Raw genomic sequence first — 26,126 nt, 5'->3', positions numbered from 1 at the left:
CGTCTCTCACGTCAGGGCGCAGTCGGCGCATTCGCTCCCGCCGGGGACCCGGTAATAGAGGCAGCAACTCCGCCGCCGGAAGCCGTGCGGGCCCCGGTCTCCCGTTCCCCGGAGGGGAGCCGCGCCCAGCAACTCGTCCACGAGGCGCACGGCGATCCCCGAATGCGCGGGGCCGGCCATGGTCAGGACGGTCAGCGCGCCCATGAGGGCTGAGGCGGCGTTGCCCCACAGGAGCCCTTCGGCGACCGGCGTCACCGCGCGGACGGCGCTCACGAGCGGGACCAGGTGGTCGTCCACGATGACGCGGCGCAGGGTGGCCGCGTCGGCGGCGAGGGCCGGCGCGCCCGGCGCCGCCAGCAGGACCGGGCCGGGAGAGGCGGCCCGCCAGTACGTCCGGGCCGGATCGAGCTCCGGGACGCGGCCGTGGAGGACGGCGCTCGCCAGCGCCGGGGACCACAGGCGGCCCGCGACACCCTGGAAGAACAGGGAGGCCGCGACCCGGTCCTCGGTCGTGCCCAGCCGCAGGCGGACGGCCGCGACCTGGTCGGGCAGCGCCGGGCCGTACAGCGCGGTCAGCGGCCGCCACAGCGGATGGTCGGGGATGCCGGGGTCGGTGTCGACGGCGAAGTACGGTCCCACCCGGGCCACGTCGGCCAGGGCGTCGTCCATCGTCGCGTGCGCGGGGCGTTCCATCGCGTCGAGCCTGCCGGGCGCGCCGGACCCGGTCAAACCGCGTCACCCCATGGGTCTGGGAGCATGGGGTGGTGATCTACGACCATCCATGGGCGTACGAGCTGGCCTGCTCGTTCCGTGACGTGCGCGGCGAGGTGGACGTGCTGCGGCGCTGGGCCGGTGACGCGCGCGACGTCCTCGAACTCGCGGCGGGTCCCGCCGAGCACGCCCGGGAGTTCGCCCGGCAGGGCGTGGCGGCGACCGCCCTGGACCTCAGCCCGGCGATGTGCGCCTACGCCCGGGAGCGGGGGAGCGGGCTCCCCCTGGAGGTCGTCGAGGCTGACATGACCGACTTCCGGCTCGGCCGCCGCTTCGACCTCGTCATCACCATGCTCGACTCGACGGCGCACCTGATGACGCTGGACGCCTTCGTCGCGTACCTGCGGTGCGTCGCCGCGCACCTCGCCGACGACGGACTGGCGGTGATCGAGATGAGCCACCCGGCCGACCGGCTCGGCGAGACGCCCCGGGTCTCGGCGGCCTGGACGGTGGAGAAGGACGGCGTCAGCGCCCGCGTACGGTGGGGCGAGCCGTCGGACGAGATCGACCCGATCACCCAGATCGTGCGCGACCACGTGACGATCGCCATCGACGGCGGTGACGTCATCCAGGGTGTGGTGCCCTACCGGTTCTGGACGGCGACCGAGTTGGAGGCCGCCCTCCGCCTCGCCGGCGGGCTGACGGTGGAGGCGCAGTTCGGCGACTTCGACCCGGGCGTGCCGCTGGACTCTCCCGAGGCCTGGCGCATGCTCACGCTGCTGCGCAGGACGCCCGACACCGGACTCTCGTCCGGCTGACACCGGACGAGAGTCCTACGCGGCGCGAGGCGAGGGCCGGGAGAGCGCGCGGGACCCTGGTCCCGCGCGCGGCGGCAGGGCGCGAGAGCCCCGCACGCCGCTCAGGGAGAGACGAGCCGCACACGGCTCAGGGTGAGGCGATGCGGCCCATCTCGGGCGGCAGCCCGCCCGCCGCCGCCCGGTCGAGCAGGAACAGCGTGCGCTGCCGGCCGCGAGCGCCCGCGCTGGGGACCTGGATCGGACCGGCGTCGGACAGCGCGAGGTGCACCGCGCCGGCCTTCGACTCGCCCGCCGCGACGATCCAGACCTCACGCGCCGTACGGATCGCGGGCAGGGTCAGGCTGATGCGGGTCGGCGGCGGTTTGGGCGCACCGTGCACGGCGACCACCGGGCGCTCCTCCTCGTACAGCGCCGGCATGCCGGGGAACAGCGAGGCCACATGCGTGTCCGGGCCGAGGCCGAGCATCAGCACGTCGAAGGACGGGACGACCCCGTGGTCCTCCGGCCGGGTCGCGGCCCGCAGCTCCGCGGCGTACTGCTCCGCCGCGTCCTCCGGGCTCAGACCCGAGTCCGAGGAGGGCATCGGGTGCACCCGCTTCGGATCGAGGTCGACGTGGTCGAGCAGGGCCCTGCGGGCCCCGGTCTCGTTGCGCTCCTCGTGCCCCGACGGCAGGTAGCGCTCGTCGCCCCACCAGATGTCCAGGTGACCCCAGTCGACGGCGTCCCGCGCCGGGGTCGCCGCTATCTCCTCCAGCACGGCGGTGCCGACGCCACCGCCGGTGAGGACGAGATGCGCCCCTCCGGCGGCGGCCTGGACGTCGACCAGCCGGGTCACCAGGCGCGCGGCGGCGGCCTTGGCCAGCAGGGACTGGTCGCGGTGGATCAGAACGGACGGAGCGGTCACGACTTCTTGCCCCTGCCCCCGCCGCGCGAAGCCTTGGCCGGAGCGGCCGCGGCCTCGCCGGCCTCGGCGGTCTCCTTCGTCTCCGCGGGCTCGTCGAGACCCTTGGCGAACCGCAGGACGGCGTCGCGGTAGACCTCGTCCGGGTCGAGGCGGCGCAGCTCCTCCGCCAGCAGCTCGGACGTCGGCCGGCGGTGCAGCGCCACCTGACGGTCCGGCTGGTCGGGACGGGACAGCGTCGCCACGCGGCCGTCAGGGCGCGTGATGGCGATGTCGCCGGCGGTCGTGGTGAGGCGGACACCGGTGATGCCCGGCCCGTGCGACTCGGTCACCGTGCACGGCACCGCGAGGCGTACCGACAGCCATGCGGCGAGCAGCGCGGCGCTCGGGTTCTGCGACTCGGCCTCGACGGAGGCGCGCGTGATGTCGTCGTGCGGCTGGTCGAGGGTCGCGGCCAGCAGCGTGCGCCACCCGGTGATGCGGGTCCAGGCGAAGTCGGTGTCGCCCGGTTCGTACGCCCCGGCCAGCCGGTGCAGGGTGGCGAGGGGGTCGGTGCCGCCCTTGGCGTCGGTGACGCGGCGCTGTGCCAGCGCGCCGAGCGGCTCGTCGGCGGGCTTGCGCGGCGCGACGCCGGGCCACCAGGTCACGACGGGCGTGTCGGGGACCAGCAGCGGCAGGATCACCGAGTCGGCGTGGTCGATCAGCTGGCCGTACAGCCGCAGGACCACCGTCTCACCCGGGCCGGTCTCGCCGACCCGGACCTCCGCGTCGAGCCGGGACTCGCCCTGCGGGCTGCGGGGGATGGCGATGATGATCCGGCAGGGATGCTCGCGGGCGGCCTCGGTCGAGGCGCGCACGGCGTCGTACTGGGCGGCCTCCTCGGTGTAGACGACGAGGGTGAGGACCTTCCCGGTGGCGGGCCCGCCCATCCGGTGCCGGGCCGCGCTGAGCGCGTCCAGCACCTTCCGGGTCGTGGTGTTGGTGAGATCGATGTTCATCTAGAGCCGCCTCCACGCCCGGCCGTCGCGGGCCATCATCTCGTCCGCAGCCTTCGGCCCCCAGCTGCCCGCCTTGTACAGCTCGGGCTTGCCGTGCTTGTCCCAGTACTCCTCGATCGGGTCGAGGATCTCCCAGGAGAGCTCGACCTCCTCCTGCCGGGGGAACAGCGGCGGGTCGCCGATCAGCACGTCGAGCAGCAGCCGCTCGTACGCCTCGGGGGAGGACTCGGTGAACGACTCGCCGTAGTCGAAGTCCATGTTGACGTCCCGGACCTCCATCGAGGTGCCGGGGACCTTCGAGCCGAACCGCATGGTGACGCCCTCGTCCGGCTGCACGCGGATGACCAGGGCGTTCTGGCCGAGCTCCTCGGTGTCCGTCGCGGCGAACGGCAGGTGCGGGGCGCGCTGGAACACCAGCGCGACCTCGGTGGCGCGCCGCGCCAGCCGCTTGCCGGTCCGCAGGTAGAACGGCACTCCCGCCCAGCGGCGCGTGTCGACGTCCACCCGGACGGCGGCGTAGGTGTCGGTACGGGAGTTCGGCGGAATGCCCTCCTCCTCGTGGTAGCCGCGCACCTTGACGCCGCCCTGCCAGCCGGCGGCGTACTGCCCGCGCACGGTGTTGGTGCCCAGGTCCTTGGGCAGCCGCACGGCGGACAGGACCTTGGCCTTCTCCGCGCGTACGGACTCGGCCGCGAACGACACCGGCTCTTCCATCGCGGTCAGCGCCAGGAGCTGCAGCAGGTGGTTCTGGATCACGTCACGCGCGGTGCCGACGCCGTCGAAGTAACCGGCGCGGCCGCCGATGCCGATGTCCTCGGCCATCGTGATCTGCACGTGGTCGACGTAGGAGCGGTTCCAGATCGGCTCGAACAGGTTGTTGGCGAAGCGCAGCGCCAGGATGTTCTGCACCGTCTCCTTGCCGAGGTAGTGGTCGATCCGGAAGATCGACTCCTCGGGGAAGACCTCGTGCAGGATGCCGTTGAGCTCCTGCGCGCTGGCCAGGTCGTGGCCGAAGGGCTTCTCGATGACGACTCGGCGCCAGGAGCCCTCCGACGGCTGCGACAGGCCGCTGGCCTGCAGCTGCTGGACGACCTCCTGGAAGAACTTCGGCGGGATCGACAGGTAGAACGCGTAGTTGCCGCCGGTGCCGCGCTGCTCGTCCAGCTCCTTGACCGCCATCGCGAGCGTCTCGAACGCGCCCGGGTCGTCGAACGTGCCGGGCACGAAGTGGATGCCCTCGGCGAGCTGGTTCCAGACGTCCTCGCGGAACGGCGTGCGGGCGTGCTCCTTCACGGCGTCGTGCGCGAGCTGGCGGAAGTCCTGATGCTCCCAGTCGCGGCGGGCGAAGCCGACCAGCGAGAAGCCCGGCGGCAGCAGGCCGCGATTGGCCAGGTCGTAGATGGCGGGCAGCAGCTTCTTGCGGGACAGATCACCGGTGACGCCGAACAGCACGAGCACACACGGCCCGGCCACCCGCGGCAGCCGCTTGTCCCGGGGGTCGCGAAGCGGGTTCGGTGGCTGTTGACCCGTGTTCATCGCGTATCTCCGTTTCCGTGGGCTTCATGTGTCCCGGAGGGCCATCTCATGCCCAACTTCCCCGTCCTTCCTAGTGGCGCGCCTGGCGGCGCTCCGGCCGGGCGGTGGGCCGCTCGGCGTTCGTATTCTCTCGTTTCGGGCCGATCATCCGCACGCTGGCGAGGCGACGGCCACCTTCGGTAACCCTCGCACGGTGCGCGATCTTCCCGTCACCGGAGGATCCACACAGTCCGTATTCGGCTCCTCGACTGCTTCATTCTCCGCCGAAGGCTCGGTGAACCGAAATGGCACGATACTTCGACCGTCCCCGGAGACGCCGGAAAGACCCCGATGACCCGGCGAACCCCCGGTAGGTCCCAGGATCGCACGCCGGGCTCCCCGTCAGTCGCCGAGGGCGCTCCCCAACTGGGCGAGGCCCGCGGCGCGGTCCCGCAGGTGCAGGCGCACGGCCGTGCGGCCGCGAGAGCGCAGCGTCCGTAGATCGCCGAACGCCTGGGCGAGCTGAAGGGCCGTCAGCCCGTACGGCCGGCCGGGCACGGGTACGTCCGCCCGCGCCGCGCCGGTGAGCTGCAGGACGACTCCGCCCGGAGGGCCGTCCTTGTGCGCCTGACCGGTCGAGTGCAGGCTCCGGGCGCCCCATCCGAAGCCGACCGGAGCGCCGCGCAGCCGGCGGGCGAGCAGCGGCCGCAGGCGCTCGGCGGCCGCGTCCCCGACGCGGTCCAGGTGGGCGACGACGGCGAGATGGCCGCGGTCGGGGACCGCGCGGATCACCGCGTCGAGAGCGCCGCGCAGGTCCTTGACGCCGTGGAACAGCTCGGCGGCGCCGTGCACCTCGACGTCGCCGTCCACCAGCGCGGGCTCCCCGGCGATCAGAGTGGGGGCGGCGCCGTCCTCCGAACCGCGGAGCAGCGACGCCGCCGCGGCCCGGGACTCGCGCAGCGCCGGCTCGTCGAACGGATCGACGCCGACGACCCGGGCGGCGACGGCCACGGCGAACTGCCAGAGCGCGATCTGCGCGCCGAGCGGGCCGGCCACCGCCAACCCGGCGCCGGCGGTCCGCCCGCCCAGGGTCAGGGACAGCAGATCACCACCCGGGCGGGCCCTCGGCGCGGCCGGATCCTCGACGACGACCGGGACGATGCCCTTGCCGTCCTTGCCCGTCGCCGCGGCGACCAACTGCTCGACCCAGCCCGCGAGCCCGGGGATCCCCGAGCCGCCGTCGGCGATGACGAGCTTGTCCCTGCCGCGGGACGCGGCCGCGCCGAGCGCCGCGCCCAGCGTCAGACCCGGGTTGTCGTACGGCAGCCGGAGCGCGGGCAGGATCGCCGCGGCCTCGTCGAGCCACCGCTCGACGTCCACGCCGCACAGCGCCGCCGGGAGCAGCCCGGACGCCGACAGCGCCGCGAACCGCCCGTTCACCTCTGGATCGGACAGGACCACCCGGTAGCCGGTCTCCTTGGCCGTGGCCTCCAGCGGCGAGCCCGGATCGGTGACCACGACGATGCGGTCCGCCGGGTCGGCGCCCGCCGCCTGGAACGCGCGCTCGAAGATCCGCCGCAGCACGTCGGCCTCCAGGGTACGGCCGCTCTTGCTCGACACGACCAGGACCGTGCGGTCCAGCCGGTCGTCCAGCGCACGGCGCACCTCGTGCGGATCGGTGCCGTCGAGGACGGTCAGGTCGGCGCCGCCCGCGCCGGCGATGAGCTCGGCGGCGCGCGCGGAACCGCCGGTGCCCGCGAGCACGACGTGGTCCAGATCCGCGAACCGGTCCGCGGCCTCGGTCAGCTCGGGGAGCAGGCGGCGGGACGTCTCCGGCGCGTCGACCCATCCGAGCCGCCCGGCGGCCCGGCCCGTCGCGTCGGGCCCCCAGAGGCTGGCGTTCTTGGCCATGAGCGCCGCCGGCACCCCGTCGTACGTGAGACGCCCCAGCGCCTCGTCGGTGTGCGCGACGGCGTCGTCCTGGACGGTCACGGACGTGCGTCCGGCGGTCACTCGCAAGGTCACGGCGTCTCCTGGCCCCGATGCGTCCGCCACGCCCCGCGCGGCGGGCGCCGCCGGTGGGTCGCAGTCCCTCCTGCCGCGTGCGCCGACGCGCCACGCGGGCCGTGACGTGTCCTGATTCGCTTCTCGCGTCCGGCAATACCCGGCCCGGCGCGTGTCACTCACAGTACGCGCTCATAACGGAACGTGCCCGGCCGGTCACCCGCCGCATGGCGGGGACCGGCCGGGCACGTATCACGTATCGGCGGTCAGGCCTTGTCGCGCAGCTCGCCCTTGATCGTGTCGAGCAGCTCGGTCCAGGACGCCTCGAACTTCTCGACGCCCTCCTCCTCGAGGACCCGGACGACGTCGTCGTAGTCGACGCCGGCCTCCTTGAGCGCGGCCATGTGCGCCCGCGCGTCGTCGTAGGCGTGGATCGTGTCGCCGGTGATCTCGCCGTGGTCGGCGACGGCGTCGAGCGTCGGCTCGGGCATGGTGTTGACCGTGTCCGGGGCGACGAGCTGGTCGACGTACATCGTGTCGGAGTAGTCCGGGTTCTTCACGCCCGTCGACGCCCACAGGGGACGCTGGACGCGGGCGCCCGCGTCCTTGAGCGCCTTCCACCGGTCGGTGCCGAACTTCTCCTCGTACAGCGCGTACGCCAGCCGGGCGTTGGCGATGCCCGCCTTGCCGGCCAGGTCGGAGCGGCCGGCCTTGTCGAGACGCTTGTCGATCTCGCTGTCGACGCGGCTGACGAAGAACGACGCGACGGACGCGATCTTCGACAGGTCGTGGCCGTTGGCCCGCGCCTTCTCCAGGCCCTCGAAGAAGGCGTCGATGACCTGGCCGTAGCGCTCCAGCGAGAAGATCAGCGTCACGTTCACGCTGATGCCCTGCGCCAGGGTCGCGGTGATCGCCGGCAGGCCCGCGAGGGTCGCCGGGATCTTGATCATGGTGTTCGGCCGGTCGACCAGCCACCACAGCGCCTTGGCCTCGGCCGTGGTCTTCTCGGTGTCGTGCGCCAGGCGCGGATCCACCTCGATCGACACCCGGCCGTCGAGGCCCTCGGTGCGGTCGTAGACCGGGCGCAGCACGTCGGCGGCCCAGCGGATGTCGTACGTCGTGACGGCCCGGACGGCCTCTTCGAGGTCGACGCCGCGGACGGCCAGGTCACGAACCTGCTCGTCGTACGCCGAGCCCTGGCTCAGCGCCTTGGAGAAGATCGTGGGGTTCGAGGTGACGCCCACGACGGACTTGTCGCGGATCAGGGACTCGAGGTTGCCCGTCCGCAGGCGCTCCCGGCTGATGTCGTCCAGCCAGATGGACACGCCCTCGGCAGAGAGCTTCTTCAGGATGTCGCTCATGTCTCTCCTCAGTTGCCGGTCGTCGAACCCCGGCCGCCGGCGTTCGCCTTCGTGAGGCTGGCGCGCGCGGCCGCCACGACCCGGTCGGCGGTGAAGCCGAACTGCTGGTACAGCGTCTTGTAGTCGGCGGAGGCGCCGTAGTGCTCGAGGCTCACGCTCTCGCCGGCCTCGCCGACGTAGCCGCGCCAGCCGAGCGCGATGCCGGCCTCGACGGACACCCGGGCGCGCACGGCCGGGGGCAGCACCTGCTGCTTGTAGGCGTCGTCCTGCTCCTCGAACCACTCGACGCAGGGCATCGAGACGACACGCGTCGGCGTGCCCTCCTCCTCGAGGACCTTGCGGGCCTCGACGGCGATCTGCACCTCGCTGCCGGTGGCGATGAGGATGACCTCCGGCTGCCCGTTCGAGGCGTCGGCCAGGACGTACCCGCCCTTGGCGGTGCCCTCCGCGGAGCCGTACTCCTCGCGGTCGAACGTCGGGACCTTCTGGCGGGTCAGCGCCAGGCCCGCGGGCCGGTCGGTGTGCTCCAGGACCGTCCGCCAGGCCACCGCGGTCTCGTTGGCGTCCGCCGGCCGGACGAGGTCGAGGCCGGGGATGGCGCGCAGCGCCCACAGGTGCTCGACGGGCTGGTGGGTGGGGCCGTCCTCGCCCAGGCCGATCGAGTCGTGCGTCCAGACGTAGGTCACCGGCAGCTTCATCAGCGCGGCGAGCCGCACCGACGGGCGCATGTAGTCGCTGAACACCAGGAACGTGCCGCCGTACGGGCGGGTGCCGCCGTGCAGCGCGATGCCGTTCATGATGGCGCCCATGCCGTGCTCACGGATGCCGAAGTGCAGGGTCCGGCCGTAGCGGTCGCCGGGGAACGACTTCGTCTGGTACTCGTCGGGGATGAAGGACGGCTCGCCCTTCATCGTCGTGTTGTTGCTCTCCGCGAGGTCGGCCGAGCCGCCCCACAGCTCCGGCAGCACCGGGCCGATGGCGCTCAGCACCTCGCCGGAGGCCGCGCGGGTCGCCAGGTCCTTGCCCGCCGGGAACTCCGGCAGCTTGGCGGTCCAGCCGTCCGGCAGCCGCCGCGCGCGGATCCGGTCGAACTCCGCGGCGCGCTCGGGGTTGGCCGCCCGCCATGCCTCGTACGGCTTCTCCCACGCGGCGTGCGCCGCGCGACCCCGGTCGACGACCTCGCGGACGTGCTCGAGCACGTCCTCCGGGACCTCGAAGGTCTGCTCCGGGTCCCAGCCGAGGACCCGCTTGGTGGCGGCGACCTCGTCGGCGCCGAGCGCCGAGCCGTGGATCTTGCCGGTGTTCTGCTTGTTCGGCGCCGGCCAGCCGATGATCGTGCGCAGCGAGATGAACGACGGCCGGTCGGTCACCTCGCGGGCGGCCTCGAGCGCGCGGTACAGCGCCTCGGGGTCCTCCTTGTAGTCGCCGTCCGCGGTCCAGTCGACCTTCTGGACGTGCCAGCCGTACGCCTCGTACCGAGCCGCCACGTCCTCGGACTTGGCGATGTTGGTGTCGTCCTCGATCGAGATGTGGTTGTCGTCGTAGATGACGACGAGGTTGCCCAGCTTCTGGTGGCCCGCGAGCGAGCTGACCTCGTGGCTGATGCCCTCCTCGATGTCACCGTCGGAGACGATCGAGTAGACGAAGTGGTCGAACGGGCTGTCCCCGACCGCCGGCTCCGGGTCGAACAGGCCGCGCTCGCGGCGCGCCGCCATCGCCATGCCGACGGCGTTGCCGAGACCCTGGCCGAGCGGCCCGGTCGTCGTCTCGACGCCGATGGTGTGCCCGTGCTCCGGGTGACCGGGCGTCAGGCTGCCCCACTTGCGCAGGTGCTTGAGGTCGTCCACGGTGAGGCCGTACCCCGACAGGTACAGCTGGATGTAGAGGGTCAGGCTCGAGTGGCCGGCCGACAGGACGAACCTGTCGCGACCGGTCCAGTCGGGGTCGGTCGGGTCATGGCGCATCACCCGCTGGAACAACACGTAGGCCGCGGGGGCGAGGCTCATCGCGGTGCCCGGGTGACCGGAACCCGCCTCCTCCACCGCGTCCATGGCCAGCACGCGGATGGTGTCCACCGCCCGCCGGTCCAGGTCGGTCCACTCGAATGACTTATTGGATTGCGTACTCACGAGACGCTCCAGGCTCCTCTCGACTTCTGTCATGTCCCCAGACCCGACCCCAGCCGAAAAGAACCCATGACCAGGCCATGCCGGGGCCCGAATGCGAGCCTATCGCCCGCGCTCCCACCGCTTTGACGGGTGCTCCTCTATCTCAACGCCGCGACCTTGTGCCGAATTTCCCATGGACGCCGCGGTTAATCCGATCTGCCGCGCCTACCCCGGTGACGGGGTACACGGGGACCGGCACTACAGTGATTGCGCGGTGGAGCCCACGTGGCCGGTGCCCGATCAGAGCCGACTGGCGGCAGGAAATCCGAGGATCAGACACAGTGTCCCTTAACGTCGTGAACGTGCAGGTGAACATCCGGTGACGGTGGTCATCAACCGTCCGGCGAGGACCCCTGCGCCGCCCACGTCCGGCCGTCGACCGTTCGGCGCTCTCGTGCGCGCCTACGTGGCGCTGACCAAGCCGCGGATCATCGAGCTCCTGCTGATCACGACGATCCCGGTGATGTTCCTGGCGGCCCGCGGACTGCCGCCGCTGTGGCCCGTCATCGCCACCCTCGTCGGCGGCATGCTCTCGGCGGGCAGCGCCAACGCCCTGAACTGCTACATCGACCGCGACATCGACGCGAAGATGCGGCGGACGCGCCGTCGGCCCCTGCCGATGGTGCAGGTCACGCCGAAGGAGACGCTGGTCTTCGGGATCACCCTCGCCATCGCCTCCACCGTCTTCCTCGCCCTCGCCGTCAACCCGCTGTCCGCCGGCCTGTCGGTGTTCGCGATCCTGTTCTACGTCTTCGTCTACTCGCTGGTGCTGAAGCGGCGCACGAAGCAGAACGTCGTTTGGGGCGGGATCGCCGGCTGCATGCCGGTCATGATCGGCTGGTCCGCCCTCACGAACAGCGTGTCCTGGACCCCGATCGTGCTGTTCCTCGTGGTGTTCTTCTGGACGCCGCCGCACACCTGGACGCTGGCCATGCGCTACCGCGAGGACTACGCGGCCGCCAACGTTCCCATGCTGCCCGTCGTGGCCACCGAGCGCCGCGTCGCCGTCGAGGTCATCGTCTACACCTGGGTCACGGTGGCCTGCTCCCTCGCGCTCTGGCCGATCGCGCACACGACGATCTTCTACCCGATCGCCGCGGCCGTCCTCGGCGTCGCCTGCCTCGTCGAGGCGTACCGCCTCCTCGGCAGGGTCCGGGCGGGCATCACCGGCGCGGTGCTCAAGCCGATGCGCTACTTCCACCTGTCCAACGCCTACCTGGCGCTGCTCTTCCTCGCGGTGGCGATCGACCCGCTGCTGCACTGACGGTTAATCTCCCGGCATGGCACGTGTCGATCCGAAGGCGATCCTCGAAGGACGGATGCCGGGCCGGGCACCGGTCGGGCTGATCATCGGTCTGGTCGTCTCGTCGGCCTGTGCGATCGTCGTCCTGGGCCTCGACGCGATGAACGGAGCGCCGTTCATCGTCGGGTTCGTCCTGGCGATCCTGCCCGTTCCGCTGCTGATCGCGCTCGTCCTGACCCTGGACCGGCTCGAGCCCGAGCCGTGGCGGGCCCTGCTGTTCGCCTTCATGTGGGGCGCCGGCGTCGCCGTCCTCGGCGCGCTGATCCTCAACACCGCCGGGTACGAACTGCTCACCAAACCGGTCTTCGGCGAGCGCGGGGAGCTGGTGACGGCCTCCGTCGGCGCGCCCCTGGTCGAGGAGTCGCTGAAGGGCGCGGTGCTCTTCGGGTTCCTGTGGTTCCGGCGCAACGAGCTGGACGGGCTGACCGACGGGATCATCTACGCCGCGATGGTCGCCCTCGGGTTCGCGATGATGGAGAACGTCGGGTACTACATCCGGGCGTTCCACCAGCACAACCTCGAGGCCGTGTTCATCATGCGCGGCGTGGTCTCGCCGTTCGGGCACCCGCTCTTCACCTCGATGACCGGGCTGGGCGTCGCCTACGCCGCGCTGCACCGGGGCGCCGCCCGGGTCGCGGCGCCCGTCGCCGGCCTTTGCACGGCGATGCTGCTGCACGGCGTTTGGAACTTCTCCACCGCGTTCGGTCTCAAGGGCCTGATGGTCGCCTACGGCATCGACTTCTGCATCCTCATCGGGCTGATCGTCATCGTCCGATGGGAGCGCCGCCAGACCGTCCGGCTGATCCAGCGGCACCTGCCCATGTACGCCGGCACGGGGCTGGTCACGCCGCAGGACGTTCACATGCTCGGCAACCTCAAGCTGCGCCGCCGGGCCCGCCAGTGGGCCCGCATGGCCGGCGGCACCGGGGCGAGCCGGGCGATGGCCGACTACCAGCTCGCCGCGACGGAGCTGGCCCTGCTGCACCAGCGGGCCGAGCGGAACGTCGCCGAGCCGGCGTGGTTCTACCGGCGCCGCCAGGACCTGCTGAACCTCATGCACCTGGCCCGGCAGGCGTTCCAGGGCCGGCAGCCGCGTCCTCTCGTCCCACCGTGGACCGGGCAGGGCCAGTCGGGATTCCTCCATCCGGGCGCGTCGTACGGCCCACCGCCGCCGGGCCCGTTCTCGGCACCGGGTCCGTACGCCGGTCCCGCCGGCCCCTACGGCCCGCCAGGCCCGTCCGGCCCACCTGGTCCACCGGCTCCTCCGGGACCTTCCGGTTCGCCGGGCTCCTACGGCCCGCCGGGCCCGTACGGTCCGCAGGGCGGCGACGGCATGTCCGGGCCGGGGGGACGGCCCTGGGGCCCACCGGGCTCCTGAGGCCCCGAACCGTACCGGGACGGTGACCGGATCCTGCCGGGCCGCGCACGGCGGGACCGGGACGGTGCGGCTTGTCCGCGGTCTACGGCGCATTCGGCGAGCCTCGCGTTCGGAGTGAGTCGATCAGTGGGCAGCGCGGTCAAGTGACTGGTTGATGCGCTTGTGACCGGTTTTGACCATTGACTCCGCAGTGACGGACGTTGACAATGCGGGTAGCCGTGACAACGTTGTCATGGCCCTGCGATGGTCCTCCGCCAGCGCGCCCTGTGACCTCCCCCCAGAGGAGCAGCTGTGTTCAGACGCGTCCGCCCTCGATTGGCAGGCCTGCTCGGCCTCGCCTTGACCTCCCTGGCCCTCCCCGCCCTGCCGGCCCACGCGGCGGCCCCCGATCTCGCCTCCTACGTCAATCCGTTCGTCGGGACCCAGGACGGCGGGCCCGACTTCGGGCACGGCGGCGGCGCCGGGATGAACTTCCCCGGCGCCGTCGCGCCGTTCGGGATGATGCAGTGGAGCCCCGACACCGTCCGTTCGTCCGGCGGCGGCTACAAGTACGAGGACAACCGCCTGCGCGGCTTCAGCATGACCCACATCTCCGGGCCGGGCTGTACGGGCGCGCAGGACTTCCCCGTCATCCCGTTCTCCGGGCCGATCAAGAACTCGCCGGCGACCCACGGCACCGACTACGTGCAGACCTTCAAGCATGAGAACGAGCAGGCCGCTCCGGGGTCGTACGCCGTGACGCTCGACAGCGGCGTGAAGACGGAGCTGACCGCGACGCAGCGGGCCGGCGTCGCGCGGTTCACCTTCCCGACGGACAAGGTGGGCACGCTGCTGCTCAACGTGACGGGGTCGATCAACGGCGTGGACGACGCCGAGGCCACCGTCAAGGGCAACACCGTCTCGGGCTGGGCGAAGACCGGGGGGTTCTGCGGCGCGGACACCAAGTACTACGTCTACTTCACCGCGACCTTCGACCGGCCGTTCCAGGCGTACGGCACGTGGAAGGACGACTCGGTCGAGCCCGGCGAGGACGCGGTGCGCGGCAGCTCCCCGGCGAAGGTGCCCCAGCAGACGCGGAAGACCTTCGGGCGGCTCAACAACGGCCCCCAGGGCAGGCCGATGCCGCAGCGCTCCGCGCAGGCCTTGACCCGTGACGTCACCGTCAAGGGGCCGGGATCCGGCGTCTACCTGCAGTTCGACACCAGCAAGGCCAAGCCGGTGCAGATGCGCACCGCGGTGTCGTACGTGAGCATCGACGGCGCGAAGCAGAACCTGAAGAAGGAGATCGGCGGACGGGGCTTCGACTCCGTACGATCCGCCGCGCGGGCCGCGTGGAACAAGCGGCTCGGGCAGATCCAGGTCGGCGGCGGTGCCGCCGACCGGCTGCGGACCTTCTACACGGCGCTCTACCACGCCATGCTGCAGCCGTACGTCTTCGACGACGTGGACGGCACCTACACCGGGTTCGACTACCGCACCCACAAGGTCAAGAAGGGCCACCACCAGTACGCGACCTTCTCCGGGTGGGACATCTACCGCAGTGAGGCGCAGCTCATCGCGCTGCTCGCCCCGGACGTCGGCGCGGACATCGCCCAGTCGATGTACAACGACGCGCACTCCGTCGGTGACGTGTGGGACCGCTGGTCGCACCAGAACACCATCACCGGCGTGATGAACGGCGACCCGTACCACTCGATCATCGCGACGATGTACGCCTTCGGCGCCCGGAACTTCGACGCGAACGGCGCGCTGGCCGCCATGGTCAAGGGCGCGAACCGCGTCGGCGAGGACAAGGGCACCGGATACACCGAACGCCCCGGCAACGCCGACTACCTCAAGCTCGGCTACGTGCCGGGCGACCCGGCGACCACGCTGGAGTACGGCATGGCCGACTTCGGCATCGCCCAGCTCGCCCAGCGCCTGGGGGAGAAGGACACCTACCAGGAGTTCATGAAGCGGGCGCACGGCTGGGAGACGATCTACAACCCGTTGAACGACTGGATCCAGCCGCGCTTCGGCGACGGTTCGTTCCTCACGCCGTTCGACCCCGCCGACTCCAACTGGTACGTCGAGGGCAACGGCGCGCAGTACCACTGGATGGTCTACGAGGACGTGGCCGGGCTGTTCAACGCGATGGGCGGCCGGGACCAGGCGGTCAAGCGGCTCGACACGTTCTTCACCAAGCTCAACGCCGGCTCGCACGAGGCGTACGCCTACCTCGGCAACGAACCGTCCCTGCAGTCCCCGTGGCTGTACGTCTGGGCGGGGCAGCCGTACAAGACCCAGGACGTCGTCGCGCGGGCCCGTACCGAGCTGTTCAAGTCCACCCCGAACGGGCTGGTCGGCAACGACGACCTCGGCACGATGTCGGCGTGGCGGGTGTTCGCCGGACTCGGCATGTACCCGGCGGTCCCGGGGCGCGCCGAGATGGTGCTGAACAGCCCGGAGTTCCCGCAGATCACGGTCAAGCGGTCGAGCGGCCAGAAGATCACGATCAACGCGCCGGGAGCCTCCGACACCAACAAGTACGTCCAGTCGCTCAAGGTCGGCGGCAAGGCGACGAGCCGCGCCTGGCTGCCCGAGTCCTTCGTGGCCTCCGGCGGGAAGCTGGACTACACGCTCGGCGCGCAGCCGAACACGAAGTTCGGCAGCGACCCGAAGGACGCGCCGCCGTCCTTCGGCACCGGCGCGCGGCCGTTCCTGTCGGCGCTCCAGCCGGGCACCGCGTCGGTCGAGCCCGGCGGCTCCACCGAGGCCACCCTGCGCGTGCAGGCCGTCGGCGCGGGTGACACCGTCACCTGGACCGCCAAGCCGCCAGCGGGCATCACCGTCACGCCGTCCTCCGGCACGCTGAAGGTGGCCGACGCCGGGCACGCCGACCAGAAGGTCACCGTGTCGGTGGCCGCCGACCAGAAGCTGGACTACTACTCGGTGCCGTTCGAGCTGACCGCCTCCGGGAAGTCGGTGGGCACCACCGGCATCTCGCTGAACGTCGCGAAGCGCGGCACGATCGAGTGGTACCAGAACAACGCCGGCATCTCCGACGACGGCAAGGCGGGGACGGCCAACTTCGACGGCGGCGGCTGGAGCTACTCCGCGCAGGCCCTGGCGGCGGCCGGCCTCAAGCCGGGGCAGCCGGTGGCGTGGAACGGCTTCACCTTCACCTGGCCGAACCGGACGCCCGGTCAGCTCGACAACGTCCAGGCGAACGGTCAGGTCGTCGACCTGCCGACCGCCCCGAGCGGCGCGTCGAAGCTGGCCTTCCTCGGCGCGGCCGGCAACGGCGACGCCTCGTCGACGGTGACGATCACCTACACCGACGGGTCGACGGCAACGGCCAAGCTGGAGTTCAGTGACTGGGCGCTCGGCGCCGACGCCTACCCGCCGAAGTTCGGCAACGCGACCGTCGCCAAGACGCCGTACCGGAACACCTCCGACGGCGGCAACCAGAAGATCAACATCTACGTGTTCGCGGCCACGCCGATCGCGCTCGACGCGAGCAAGCAGGTCAAGAGCGTGACGCTCAACACGCCGTCCAGCGGAGGATCGCTGCACGTCTTCGCCTGGGCGTTCGCCTGATCCGATCCGGGTGAGCCCGCCGCGCCGGCGGGCTCACCCGGACCCGGCTCCCCGTGATGCCCCGGTGCCACGCGTACCGGGGCATCAGCCGTGCTCCGGGTCCGCCACGCCGTCGACGTCGACGAGGAGGTGGCGGGGCCCGCGCAGTTCGGCGCTCGGACGGTACGGCGGCGGGTCGGCCACGAGGCGGGGATTCTTCAGCCGCTTCGCCAGCTCGGTGAGGGCGATCTGCGTCTCCAGCCGGGCGAGCGGAGCACCGAAGCAGTAGTGGACGCCGCCGCCGAACCCCAGGTGCTCGGTGTACCGGCGATCCGGGTCGAAACGGTCGGGGTCGGGCACGTGCGCCGGATCGCGGCTCCCCGCCGCGAGCGCCACGGCGATGGGCGAGCCCTTCGGGATGGTGGTCCCGCCGAGCTCGATGTCATCCAGGGCGACCCGTGAGGACAGGAAGTGCACGGGAGGCTCGTACCGGAGCAGCTCCTCGACCGTGGAGACGGCCAGGTCCGGCTCGTGGCGCAGCCGATCGAGCAGCGCCGGGTGACGCAGCAGGGTGAGCATCCCGTTGGTGATCAGGTTGACCGTGGTCTCATGGCCGGCGATCAGCAGCAGCGTGGCGGTGGCCACCACCTCGACCGGGGACATCGCCCCTTCCGGGCCCTCGTCGGTGACGAGGCCGGAGAGCAGGTCGTCCCCGGGCCTCTCGCGGCGCTCATCGATGATCCCGCCGAGGTACCGGTGCAGTTCGATCACAGCCGCCTGCCGTCGCCGCATCCGCTCCGCCCGGCCCTTCTCCCGGGGGTCGAGCGACTCCACCACCGCGTCGGCCCACTCGTGGAACCGAGCCTCGTCCTCGTGCGGCACCCCGAGGATCCGGCAGATCATCGTGACCGGGAACGGGTAGGCGATGTCGTCGACGATGTCGATGCGCGCCCGGGTCGCGACACCGTCGATCAACTCCGTGACCACGCGGAGCATCTCCGGCCGCAGGCTCTCCACCAGGTGCGGCGAACGCGGCGGACCGAAGTGACGCATCGCCAGGCGACGGAGCCGGTCGTGCTCGGGCGGGTCGGTGTTGATGAAGGAGGGCGGCAGCACCGCCGTGACGTCCCCGGATCCGGGCTCGCCCGGCTGCGGGACGTTCCGGCGGGTCGAGCTGAGACGCGGATCGTGCAGCAGCGCGACGATCTCGTCGTACCCGCTGACGACGTAGAGTCCGTCCTCCTGCCGGGACACCGGGGTCCTGCGCAACTCGGCGTACAGCGGGTACGGGTCGGCGCGGTTGGCCGGATCGAGGATCTGGTCGAAGACGCTGATCGGCGCCACGGCGGCACCTCCTTCTGACTCGTTCACCGGTCGCCGTGCAGCAGCGAGGCGCGGCGTTCGGCCGGATCGTGCCCCGTCACCATGACGGTGACCTGGGTCGCCTCCAGCCGCTCCGGCACCTCGGCCGGGACCGGCCGCCTCTCCTCGGCCCGGTCGGCGGTGCGGAGCTCGGGCGGGAAGGGCGCGGCGCGCTCGATCAGGCGCTGATAGAACTCCAGCCACATGGCCTGGTCGAACGTGACCGCGGCCGTGATCCGGCCCCGGTAGCCGTAGACGGCGACGAATCGGCGTTCCGCGAGGGAACCCTGCGCGATGACCACCTCGTCGGCGAAGGTCGGCACTCCGACGGACTTGATGTTCGTCCCGAACTGGTTGGACCAGAACACCGGCAGGGACAGGTGCGGCCAGCGGTGCGCCTGGTCGCTGATCATGTTGTGAGCCGCGATCTCGGCCTGGGCGACCGCGTTGCCCCAGTGCTCGAGCGCCATGAACTGGTAGTTGTAGACCGGATGCGGGAAACGCGCGACATCCCCCGCGACGAAGACGTCATCGGTCACCAGGCCGTTGCTGTCGAAGGCCCGGCAGCCCGCGTCGCAGGCGACCCCCCACACTCCCGCGGCCAGCCCGGAGTCCCGCAGCCACTCGACGTTGCGGATCGCCCCGAGGGCGACCACCACGACGTCGGCCTCCACCGTGCTCCCGTCGGAGAGCCGCGCGGCCCGGACCCGGCCGTCCGCGTCGCCGTCCAGGGCCTCCACCGTCACGCCGCACCGCAGGTCCACGCCATGCTCCCGCTGCAGGTCGGCCGCGGCGGCTCCGATCACCCCGCCCAGCGCGCCGACCAGCGGTGCCGGGCCGCGCTCCACGACGGTCACCGGCAGGTCCAGCACCCGGCAGACCGACGCGACCTCCGAGCCGGTGAACCCCGCACCGATGACCAGCACCCGGCGCGGGCCGGCCGCGAGGCGCTCCCGCAGCCGGGCCGCCTCGTCCATCCCGCGCAGCGGGAGCACCCCCTCCAGCGCCGCCTCCCGGGCGTTCGGCCACGGCCGGGCCCGCGCGCCCGTCGCGATCAGCAGCCGGTCGAAGGACACCTCCCGGTCGTCGGCGAGCCGCACCCTCTTGGCCGCCAGGTCGAGGCCGGTGGCGGCGATACCGGACAGCCACTCGGCATCCAGTTCGCGCAGGCGGGGCAGCAGCGTGTGATCCTCCGGAGCGAGGCCCGTCAGCACCTGCTTGGACAGCGGCGGCCGGTCGTACGGCTCGTACGGTTCGTCACCGATCAGGGTGAGCGAGCCGGCGAAGCCGTCCCGGCGGAGGACGCCCGCGGCCCGCGCGCCGGCCAGCGAGGCGCCGACGATCACGATCCGTCCCGTCTTCCGGAACCCGTCGCCGGCCGCCGGGGGCGCGGGACCGGCCCTCGTCCCACGATGCCGGGTGGCCATCCGGTCGACGTGGATCGCCTGTACCGGGCAGGCCGCGGCCGCCCGCAGGATGTGCTCGCGCTGCGCGTCGTCCGGGTCGGGGTCGTACAGCAGCGCCTCCTCACCGTTCATGGTGAACACGTCCGGCGCGAGGAACGCGCACTGTCCGTACCCCTGGCACCGCGTGAGGTCGACGATCACCCGCATCCGGCGCACCCCCCGTTGCGCGCGGCCGCCCGGCGAACCCGGCCGACGCCGACGCGACGGCCTTACCCGGCTGTCGGTCGGAGACCTACCCCGCGTTCCGGCCTTTCAGGCAAGGTGAAAGACCGGTACGCGGCATCGACGACGCTCAGAAACGGGTCTTGGCCACGCTGCGGGGGTCGTCGACGCGGCGGGCCTCGTACAGGTCACCCGCACGCGCCCTCGCCCGCCACGGCCGGGCCTTGTGCAACGCCACGTCGAGGGCCGGGTCGCCCCGATCGAGCCGCACGCAGACCAGCCCGGGCCGGCCGTCCCCGGCACAGCTCCCGAGCCGGTACCCGTGGGGCCCGATCACCCCGGACGGCATGGCGGCGCTGCACTGCGCCGGCACGGACACCGAGATCCACAGGCCGGCGGCGGCCGCGTGCGCCCGCGCGAGGACCTCGAAGATCGGGTCCCGCGAGTACGAGGAGAACAGCACGCAGTCGACCCCCGAGGCGGCGTACTCGAGGAACAGCTCCGGGAAGTTGATCTCGATGCAGAGCGCACAGCCGAATCGGAACCCGTCGACGTCGAACACACAGGCGTCGAAGCCGGGGGAGTACCAGTCGCTGATCTCGGTGTGCGAGCACCGCCTCTTGTCGTACCGGCCGATCGGCTCACCCTGGTCGGAGATGACGTACAGGCTGTTGTGCGGCCGGTTCGGAGGTGTCAGACGGTGGTTGCCGCCGACCACCACCCACAGGCCGAGCTCACCCGCCAACGCGGCGACGCCCCGCAGTTGCTCCCGGACGGCGGCCCAGTCGACGTTCCAGCCGGACAGGGCCTGCTTCGCCGCCCGGTCGCCGGGATAGCCGGAGATCGCGCCTTCGGGGAACTGGACGAGCCGGGCGCCCGCCGCTCTCGCCGCCGTCATCATCTCCCGGACGGCCGTGCCGTTGGCCTCGGGGTCGCACCCGACCGGGATCTGCGCGGCCGCGACGGTCAGGGCGTTCATTGCGTCGCGGTCACCAGGCCGGTCTCGTAGGCGATGATGACGAGCTGCACCCGGTCGCGGGCGTCCAGCTTGGTCAGCAGCCGGGTCACGTAGGTCTTGACCGTCGCCACGCTGATGACCAGCTCGGCCGCGATCTCGGCGTTGGACAGGCCGCGTCCGACGAGGGTCAGCACCTCGTGCTCGCGTTCGGTGATGCCGTTGAGCGTGCGCCGCCCCGGAACGGGTCCCGGACGGTCGGCGAACTCCTCGATCAGGCGGCGCGTGACGCTCGGCGCGATCAGACCGTCCCCGGCGGCGACGACGCGGATGGCGGTGAGGATGTCGTCCAGCGCCATGTCCTTGACGAGGAACCCGGCCGCACCGGCGCGCAGGGCGCCGTAGACGTAGTCGTCGTCGTCGAACGTGGTGAGGACGACGACGTGCGTCGATCCGCCGTCGGCGGTGATCCGCCGGGTCGCCTCGATCCCGTCCATTCCGGGCATGCGGATGTCCATCACGACGACATCCGGCTCGAGGCTCCCGGCCAGCTCGACCGCCTCGGCGCCGTTTCCGGCCTCTCCGACGACCTCGATGTCGGGAGCGTCGGTGATGACCATCTGCAGTGCGGTGCGCACCAGCGGCTGGTCGTCGGCGAGGACAACGCGGACGGTCATTCGACTCTGACTCCTGTCGGTAGGGGGAGGCGGGCGGTCACGCGGAACCCGCCCTCAGGGCGTGGTCCGGCGGTGAGGTCGCCGTGCAGCAGGGCGGCGCGCTCGCGCATGCCGACCAGGCCGTAGCCGGTGCCGGGGGTGGTGCCGTGGCCGCGGCCGTCGTCGACGACCTCGATCGACACGTCTTCGTCCTGGTAGTCGATGGAGACGGTGCAGGAGGTGGCGTCGGCGTGGCGGACCACGTTGGTGACGGCCTCCTGGATGATCCGGTACGCCGACAGGTCGACCTCCGGGGGCAGCGGGCGTCGTTCCCCTCGCCGGCGGACGTCGACACGGACCCCCGCGGCGGTCGTCGTCGCGGCCAGCCGGTCGACGTCGGCCAGGCCGGGCATCTCGTCGAGCGGCGCGGTCTCGGCTCCCTTCTCCAGTTCTGCCTGGCGGAGGGCGCCGAGCATCCGGCGCAGCCCGGACAGCGTCTCCCGGCTGGCGGTCTCGACCTCGCCGAGCGCCTCGCGCGCCCGGGCGGGCTGCGTGTCGATCACTCGTTTCGCCGCGCCGGCCTGGAGTGCGACGATGCCGATGGTGTGCGCGACCATGTCGTGCATCTCGCGCGCGATCCGGAGCCGCTCGGCGGTGACGGCGTCGGCCACCGCGCGCGTACGCAGCGCCTCCCCGTGCTCACGGCGCTCGCGGATCAGCCTGCCGACCATGTACGCCGTGGCGAGCGCCAGCAGGGCCATCTCGGCGTTGCTGCCCACGTCCGTTCCGTCGGAGAAGGCCCCGACGGTCAGGAACTGCACAACGAGGGACAGCAGGACGGCGGCGATCGAGACCCGGGAGGTCCGCGTGGCGACGATGAACGCCAGGGCCAGATCCACCGCCAGAAAGGGGAGGAACGGGGCTCGGCCGCTCTGGTGCTGGGGCCCCGCCAACAGGACGACGGTGACGCAGCCGAGGAGCATCATGAACAGCGCGAGCAGCGGGACCCGCCGGAGCACGCCGATGAGCAGGCTCATCGACAGCATCGCCGCGACGGCCAGGACAGGGTTGTAGTACAGCCTGGGGCCCGGCGAGCCCAGTTGTGACCAGGCCAGCGCGAGCGGGAACAGGGCGGCTCCGCCCCAGACCGCGATCGTCCTCATCATCGCCGGACTCCCGCCGGCAGGGGAAGGCGGGCCGCGACGCGGAAGCCGCCTTCGGGGCGGGGCCCGGTGGAGAGGTCTCCGTTCAGCAGGACGGCGCGCTCTCGCATGCCGAGCAGGCCGTAGCCGGTGCCGGGGGTGGCACCGTGACCGCGGCCGTCGTCGACGACCTCGATCGACAGCTCATCGTCCCGGTAGTCGATCGACACGACGCATGATCGGGCGTCGGCGTGGCGTACCACGTTGGTGACGGCCTCCTGGATGATCCGATACGCCGACAGGTCGACCTCCGGCGGAAGCGGGCGTCGTTCACCCAGCGATCGGACGTCGACGCGGACCCCGGCGGCGGCCGTCGCCGCGGCCAGCCGGTCGACGTCGGCCAGGCCGGGCATCTCGTCGAGCACGGTCGTCCGTGCTCCATCCTTCAGCTCGGCCTGGCGGAGGGCGCCGAGCATCCGGCGCAGCCCGGACAGCGTCTCCCTGCTGGCCATCTCCACCTCCCACAGGGCGTCGCGCGCTCCGGTGGGCTGCGTGTCGATGACTCTTCGCGCCGCGCCGGCCTGCAGGGCGACGATGCCGATGGTGTGCGCGACCATGTCGTGCAACTCGCGCGCGATCCGGAGCCGCTCGGCGGTGACCGCCTCGGCCGCGGTCTGGGCCCGCCTGGCCTCGGCGTGCTCGCGGGCCTGGTGCGTCGAGTTGCCAACGAGCCAGGCGACCAGCGCGGTCATCGCCACGGCCAGCTCCGTCGACGTCTGGATGGACCAATCGCGGGCCAGCCGGAACGTGAGAAACGCCATGAGCGTGGCGAAGACCAGACCGGCGGCGGTGAGGGACACCCGGCGTCGCCCGGTGGCCGCGATGAAGTACAGGGCGACGTCGACGGACAGGAACTGCGGCACCGGGATCGCGCCGACGCTCAGCGGGAGCGTCCCGAAGACGGAACCGGCGAGCACCAGGACGAGAGCCGCGATCGGCCACCGCCGCAGCAGGCCGCCGCCGAGCAGTGTGAGCGCCGTGGCCAGCGCCAGCGTCGTCCGGCCGTCCCACCGGTGGAAGAGGACCCCGGCGTAGACCGAGGCCACGCTCTCCCCGGGCAGTCTCATTCGGATGAGGAACGTGAACACCGTGCCGGCGCACCAGGCCAGGGCCGTCCACGCGCCCGGCGGTACGCGCTTGAGCAGGGGAGAAGGGGGCACGGCGGACATGCCTGGAATCGTAATCGTCTGATCTTCGTGCGGCATCGGACCACGGATGTACGACCACGGTCGGCACCCGCGCCACGCGAATGCCGACGACGGCCCGATGCGCGGCGGACCCGGCGCGCGACACCGTTGGCCCCGTGATCGAAGTGAGCGGACTGACGAAGCGCTACGGCTCGAAGACGGCCGTCAACGGATTGACCTTCAGCGTGCGTCCCGGACACGTCACGGGGTTCCTCGGCCCCAACGGCGCGGGCAAGAGCACCACCCTGCGGATGATCCTCGGATTGAACGAGCCCACCAGCGGAACCGCCACCGTCGCCGGCCGTCCGTTCCGCGACCGCCCGTGCGGCCTCCGTCACGTCGGCGCGCTGCTCGACGCCCAGGACGTGCACGGCGGCCGCACGGCGTACGCGCACCTGTCCACCCTCGCCCGCGCCAACCGGATCCCGCGCGGCCGGGTGGACGAGGTCCTGCGCGAGGTGGGGCTGACGGAGGCGGCGCGCCGTCGCATCGGCGGGTTCTCCCTCGGCATGAGGCAGCGGCTCGGCATCGCGACCGCCCTGCTCGGCGACCCGCCCGTCCTGCTGTTCGACGAGCCGATCAACGGCCTCGATCCCGAGGGCGTGCGGTGGGTCCGCGGCCTGTTCCGCCGCCTGGCTGCCGAGGGCCGGACCGTGTTCGTCTCCAGCCACCTCATGAGCGAGATGGAGCACACCGCCGACCATCTCATCGTCATCGGCCGGGGCGAGCTGATCGCCGACGAGAGCCTGGCCGAGTTCGCCGCCCGCGGCACGCCCCAGAGCGTGACCGTGCGCACGCCCGACACCTCCGCGCTCACGGCCGTCCTGACCGCCGAGGGCGGGTCCGTGCGACCGGACGGCGACCAAGCGCTGATGGTCACCGGGCTGAGCGCCGCCCGCATCGGCGAACTCGCCTTCCAGCACCGGGTGCTGCTCCACGAACTCGCCCCCCGTACCGCCTCGCTGGAGGAGGCGTTCATGGAACTCACCGCCGACAGCGTCGAATACCTCGCCGGAGACCCCCGATGACCGCACCGACCCGCACCGTCCGCCCCGCCGTCACCGAGCCGCGCGCCCGGTTCCGCGACCTCCTCGCCGCCGAGTGGGCCAAGCTCTGGTCGCTCCGCTCGACCTACTGGACCCTGCTCCTCAGCGGGCTGACCATCATCGGAATCAATATCAACGCGGCCGTCGCCGACTACCACAACTGGCCGCAGTACAACTCCGACATCCGCGCCATCTTCGTCCCCATCTGGGCGATGCGCGACGCGTTCGCGCAGCCCTCCGGCCTGGTCCTCATGCTCGCCGCCGGCAGCATCGGCGCCATCACCCTCACGGGCGAGTACGGGACCGGCCTCATCCGTACCACCTTCGCGGCCGTGCCGGCCCGCCGTTCGCTGGTGACGGCCAAGCTGATCGACGTCACGGTGGTCATGCTCGGCTACGGGACGGTCGTCGCCGGAGTCTCCTTCTGGGCCACCCAGGCCATCCTGTCGGGCCGCCACGTCGGCATGTCCATCGAGTACCCCGGAGCGTTCCAGGCGGTGGTGGCGTCGGCGCTGCTCGCACCGGTCAGCGCGCTCATCGGCATGGGCCTCGGCGCGATCGTCCGGCACGGCGCGGCCACCATAGTGATCACCACGGCGGTGCTCCTGCTGCTGCCCCTCTGCTTCACCGACCACTACCGCTGGACGGCCGACATCAAGCACGCGCTGCCCGCCAGCGCCTGGCAGCGCCTGGTCGACATCGGCTACGGACGCTTCAACTTCGCCGTACGCCATCCCACGACGACCACCGAGGCATGGATCACGCTGGCCTCATGGGCGGTCGCCGCTGCGGTCGTCGCCGTCACGGTCGTCGACCGCCGCGACGTATAGCGGAGGGCGCTCTTCCACGCCGATGGTGGAAGAGCGCCTTCCCTTGGCTCAGGCGATGATGCAGAGCGGATTCTCAACAACTCGGCCAGCTCACCGAGGAACTTCGCGCCGGTCGCGCCGCAACTGCGCTTCTCCGCGTCGGTGCCTGCCTTCGTGATGCGGGGGTGGGGCGCGCGAGCACCGCTCGTAACCGGGATTATGCGCTAGGAGGGGTGGCCGGAGGGCGCCAACCAGTTCAGCCAGCGCATACGGACTCGCCGGCCGGGCGAGCACCGGCCAGGAACAAGACAAGGCGATGTGGGTGACCTTCCGCTGATCCAGTAGTCACCAGGTGGCCGTCGTTCGTGCTGCACGGGCCAACGTCCGGTCACCCATGCTCTTCGATAGGCATCGACGGCGGCTCAAGTACGCGGTGGCGGCATCAGCTCTGGATTCCGGCCCAGCTATCACTAGACCAGCTACTCGTTCGCACGCTTTGGCGTCGAATCGATCTTCCATGTTCGCCAACGCCTGTGTATCGGCGCCGACTAGTCGAGCTCGCAATC

At 71.7% G+C, this 26,126-nt stretch carries 19 protein-coding genes; 6 read left to right on the top strand and 13 right to left on the bottom strand.

Going from position 1 to position 26,126, the window contains the following annotated elements; translation table 11 throughout:
* Nucleotides 1-6: 6 nt before the first annotated feature.
* Nucleotides 7-729, bottom strand: a complete 723-nt coding sequence (locus tag AB0L00_RS16750; protein ID WP_364434302.1) for a (2Fe-2S)-binding protein — start codon at nt 727-729, stop codon at nt 7-9.
* 35 nt (nt 730-764) lie between these two features.
* Here AB0L00_RS16750 and AB0L00_RS16745 point away from each other — a divergent pair, with 35 nt between their 5' ends.
* Complete coding sequence (locus AB0L00_RS16745) at nt 765-1,529, top strand: class I SAM-dependent methyltransferase (RefSeq protein WP_364434299.1); 765 nt, start codon at nt 765-767, stop codon at nt 1,527-1,529.
* A gap of 127 nt (nt 1,530-1,656) precedes the next feature.
* Here the strand turns inward: AB0L00_RS16745 and pgl are convergent, their stop codons facing one another.
* The 6 genes from pgl to tkt all read right to left on the bottom strand — a co-directional run bounded on the left by pgl (nt 1,657) and on the right by tkt (nt 10,437).
* Nucleotides 1,657-2,433 carry a 6-phosphogluconolactonase gene (gene pgl / locus AB0L00_RS16740; protein WP_364434297.1) on the bottom strand — a complete coding sequence of 259 codons (777 nt, stop codon included), beginning with the start codon at nt 2,431-2,433 and terminating at the stop codon, nt 1,657-1,659.
* Nucleotides 2,430-3,428: a glucose-6-phosphate dehydrogenase assembly protein OpcA gene (locus tag AB0L00_RS16735; RefSeq protein WP_364434295.1), complete on the bottom strand. Its 999-nt coding sequence runs from the start codon at nt 3,426-3,428 to the stop codon at nt 2,430-2,432. Before AB0L00_RS16735 ends, pgl begins: the two co-directional genes overlap by 4 nt.
* Nucleotides 3,429-4,964: a glucose-6-phosphate dehydrogenase gene (zwf, locus tag AB0L00_RS16730; RefSeq protein ID WP_364434293.1), complete on the bottom strand. Its 1,536-nt coding sequence runs from the start codon at nt 4,962-4,964 to the stop codon at nt 3,429-3,431.
* Nucleotides 4,965-5,345: 381 nt separating this feature from the next.
* Complete coding sequence (locus tag AB0L00_RS16725; RefSeq protein WP_364434291.1) at nt 5,346-6,968, bottom strand: glucose-6-phosphate isomerase; 1,623 nt, start codon at nt 6,966-6,968, stop codon at nt 5,346-5,348.
* 245 nt (nt 6,969-7,213) lie between these two features.
* Complete coding sequence (tal, locus tag AB0L00_RS16720) at nt 7,214-8,308, bottom strand: transaldolase (protein WP_364434288.1); 1,095 nt, start codon at nt 8,306-8,308, stop codon at nt 7,214-7,216.
* An 8-nt stretch (nt 8,309-8,316) separates the two neighbouring features.
* Complete coding sequence (tkt, locus tag AB0L00_RS16715) at nt 8,317-10,437, bottom strand: transketolase (protein WP_364434285.1); 2,121 nt, start codon at nt 10,435-10,437, stop codon at nt 8,317-8,319.
* Between the two features lie 364 nt (nt 10,438-10,801).
* Here tkt and AB0L00_RS16710 point away from each other — a divergent pair, with 364 nt between their 5' ends.
* The 3 genes from AB0L00_RS16710 (at nt 10,802) to AB0L00_RS16700 (ending at nt 16,736) form a co-directional block, all read left to right on the top strand.
* Nucleotides 10,802-11,740: a heme o synthase gene (locus AB0L00_RS16710; protein WP_364434478.1), complete on the top strand. Its 939-nt coding sequence runs from the start codon at nt 10,802-10,804 to the stop codon at nt 11,738-11,740.
* A gap of 16 nt (nt 11,741-11,756) precedes the next feature.
* Nucleotides 11,757-13,157, top strand: a complete 1,401-nt coding sequence (locus AB0L00_RS16705; protein ID WP_364434283.1) for a PrsW family intramembrane metalloprotease — start codon at nt 11,757-11,759, stop codon at nt 13,155-13,157.
* Nucleotides 13,158-13,448: 291 nt separating this feature from the next.
* Nucleotides 13,449-16,736, top strand: a complete 3,288-nt coding sequence (locus AB0L00_RS16700) for a GH92 family glycosyl hydrolase (protein ID WP_364434280.1) — start codon at nt 13,449-13,451, stop codon at nt 16,734-16,736.
* A gap of 84 nt (nt 16,737-16,820) precedes the next feature.
* Here the strand turns inward: AB0L00_RS16700 and AB0L00_RS16695 are convergent, their stop codons facing one another.
* The 6 genes from AB0L00_RS16695 to AB0L00_RS16670 all read right to left on the bottom strand — a co-directional run bounded on the left by AB0L00_RS16695 (nt 16,821) and on the right by AB0L00_RS16670 (nt 23,687).
* Complete coding sequence (locus AB0L00_RS16695; RefSeq protein ID WP_364434278.1) at nt 16,821-18,059, bottom strand: cytochrome P450; 1,239 nt, start codon at nt 18,057-18,059, stop codon at nt 16,821-16,823.
* Between the two features lie 23 nt (nt 18,060-18,082).
* A complete protein-coding gene (locus tag AB0L00_RS16690; protein ID WP_364434275.1) occupies nt 18,083-19,690 on the bottom strand; it encodes an FAD-dependent oxidoreductase in 1,608 nt (535 codons plus the stop codon).
* Nucleotides 19,691-19,835: 145 nt separating this feature from the next.
* Nucleotides 19,836-20,684: a carbon-nitrogen hydrolase family protein gene (locus tag AB0L00_RS16685; RefSeq protein WP_364434272.1), complete on the bottom strand. Its 849-nt coding sequence runs from the start codon at nt 20,682-20,684 to the stop codon at nt 19,836-19,838.
* Nucleotides 20,681-21,337: a response regulator transcription factor gene (locus tag AB0L00_RS16680; RefSeq protein ID WP_364434269.1), complete on the bottom strand. Its 657-nt coding sequence runs from the start codon at nt 21,335-21,337 to the stop codon at nt 20,681-20,683. The genes AB0L00_RS16685 and AB0L00_RS16680 overlap by 4 nt, the downstream gene beginning before the upstream one ends.
* Nucleotides 21,334-22,482 carry a sensor histidine kinase gene (locus AB0L00_RS16675; RefSeq protein ID WP_364434267.1) on the bottom strand — a complete coding sequence of 383 codons (1,149 nt, stop codon included), beginning with the start codon at nt 22,480-22,482 and terminating at the stop codon, nt 21,334-21,336. The genes AB0L00_RS16680 and AB0L00_RS16675 overlap by 4 nt, the downstream gene beginning before the upstream one ends.
* Nucleotides 22,479-23,687, bottom strand: a complete 1,209-nt coding sequence (locus AB0L00_RS16670; protein ID WP_364434264.1) for a sensor histidine kinase — start codon at nt 23,685-23,687, stop codon at nt 22,479-22,481. Before AB0L00_RS16670 ends, AB0L00_RS16675 begins: the two co-directional genes overlap by 4 nt.
* A 134-nt stretch (nt 23,688-23,821) precedes the next feature.
* On the opposite strand from AB0L00_RS16670, the gene AB0L00_RS16665 reads away from it, so the two are divergent.
* Both AB0L00_RS16665 and AB0L00_RS16660 read left to right on the top strand, forming a co-directional pair.
* Nucleotides 23,822-24,733, top strand: a complete 912-nt coding sequence (locus AB0L00_RS16665) for an ABC transporter ATP-binding protein (protein WP_364434262.1) — start codon at nt 23,822-23,824, stop codon at nt 24,731-24,733.
* Nucleotides 24,730-25,581 (top strand): hypothetical protein, encoded by an 852-nt coding sequence (locus AB0L00_RS16660; protein WP_364434260.1) that lies wholly within the window; start codon nt 24,730-24,732, stop codon nt 25,579-25,581. Before AB0L00_RS16665 ends, AB0L00_RS16660 begins: the two co-directional genes overlap by 4 nt.
* Nucleotides 25,582-26,126 lie beyond the last annotated feature (545 nt).

This window comes from Actinoallomurus sp. NPDC052308 (assembly GCF_040679195.1).
Lineage (GTDB): Bacteria > Actinomycetota > Actinomycetes > Streptosporangiales > Streptosporangiaceae > Actinoallomurus > Actinoallomurus liliacearum.
This window is presented reverse-complemented; position numbering and strand designations above follow the sequence as displayed.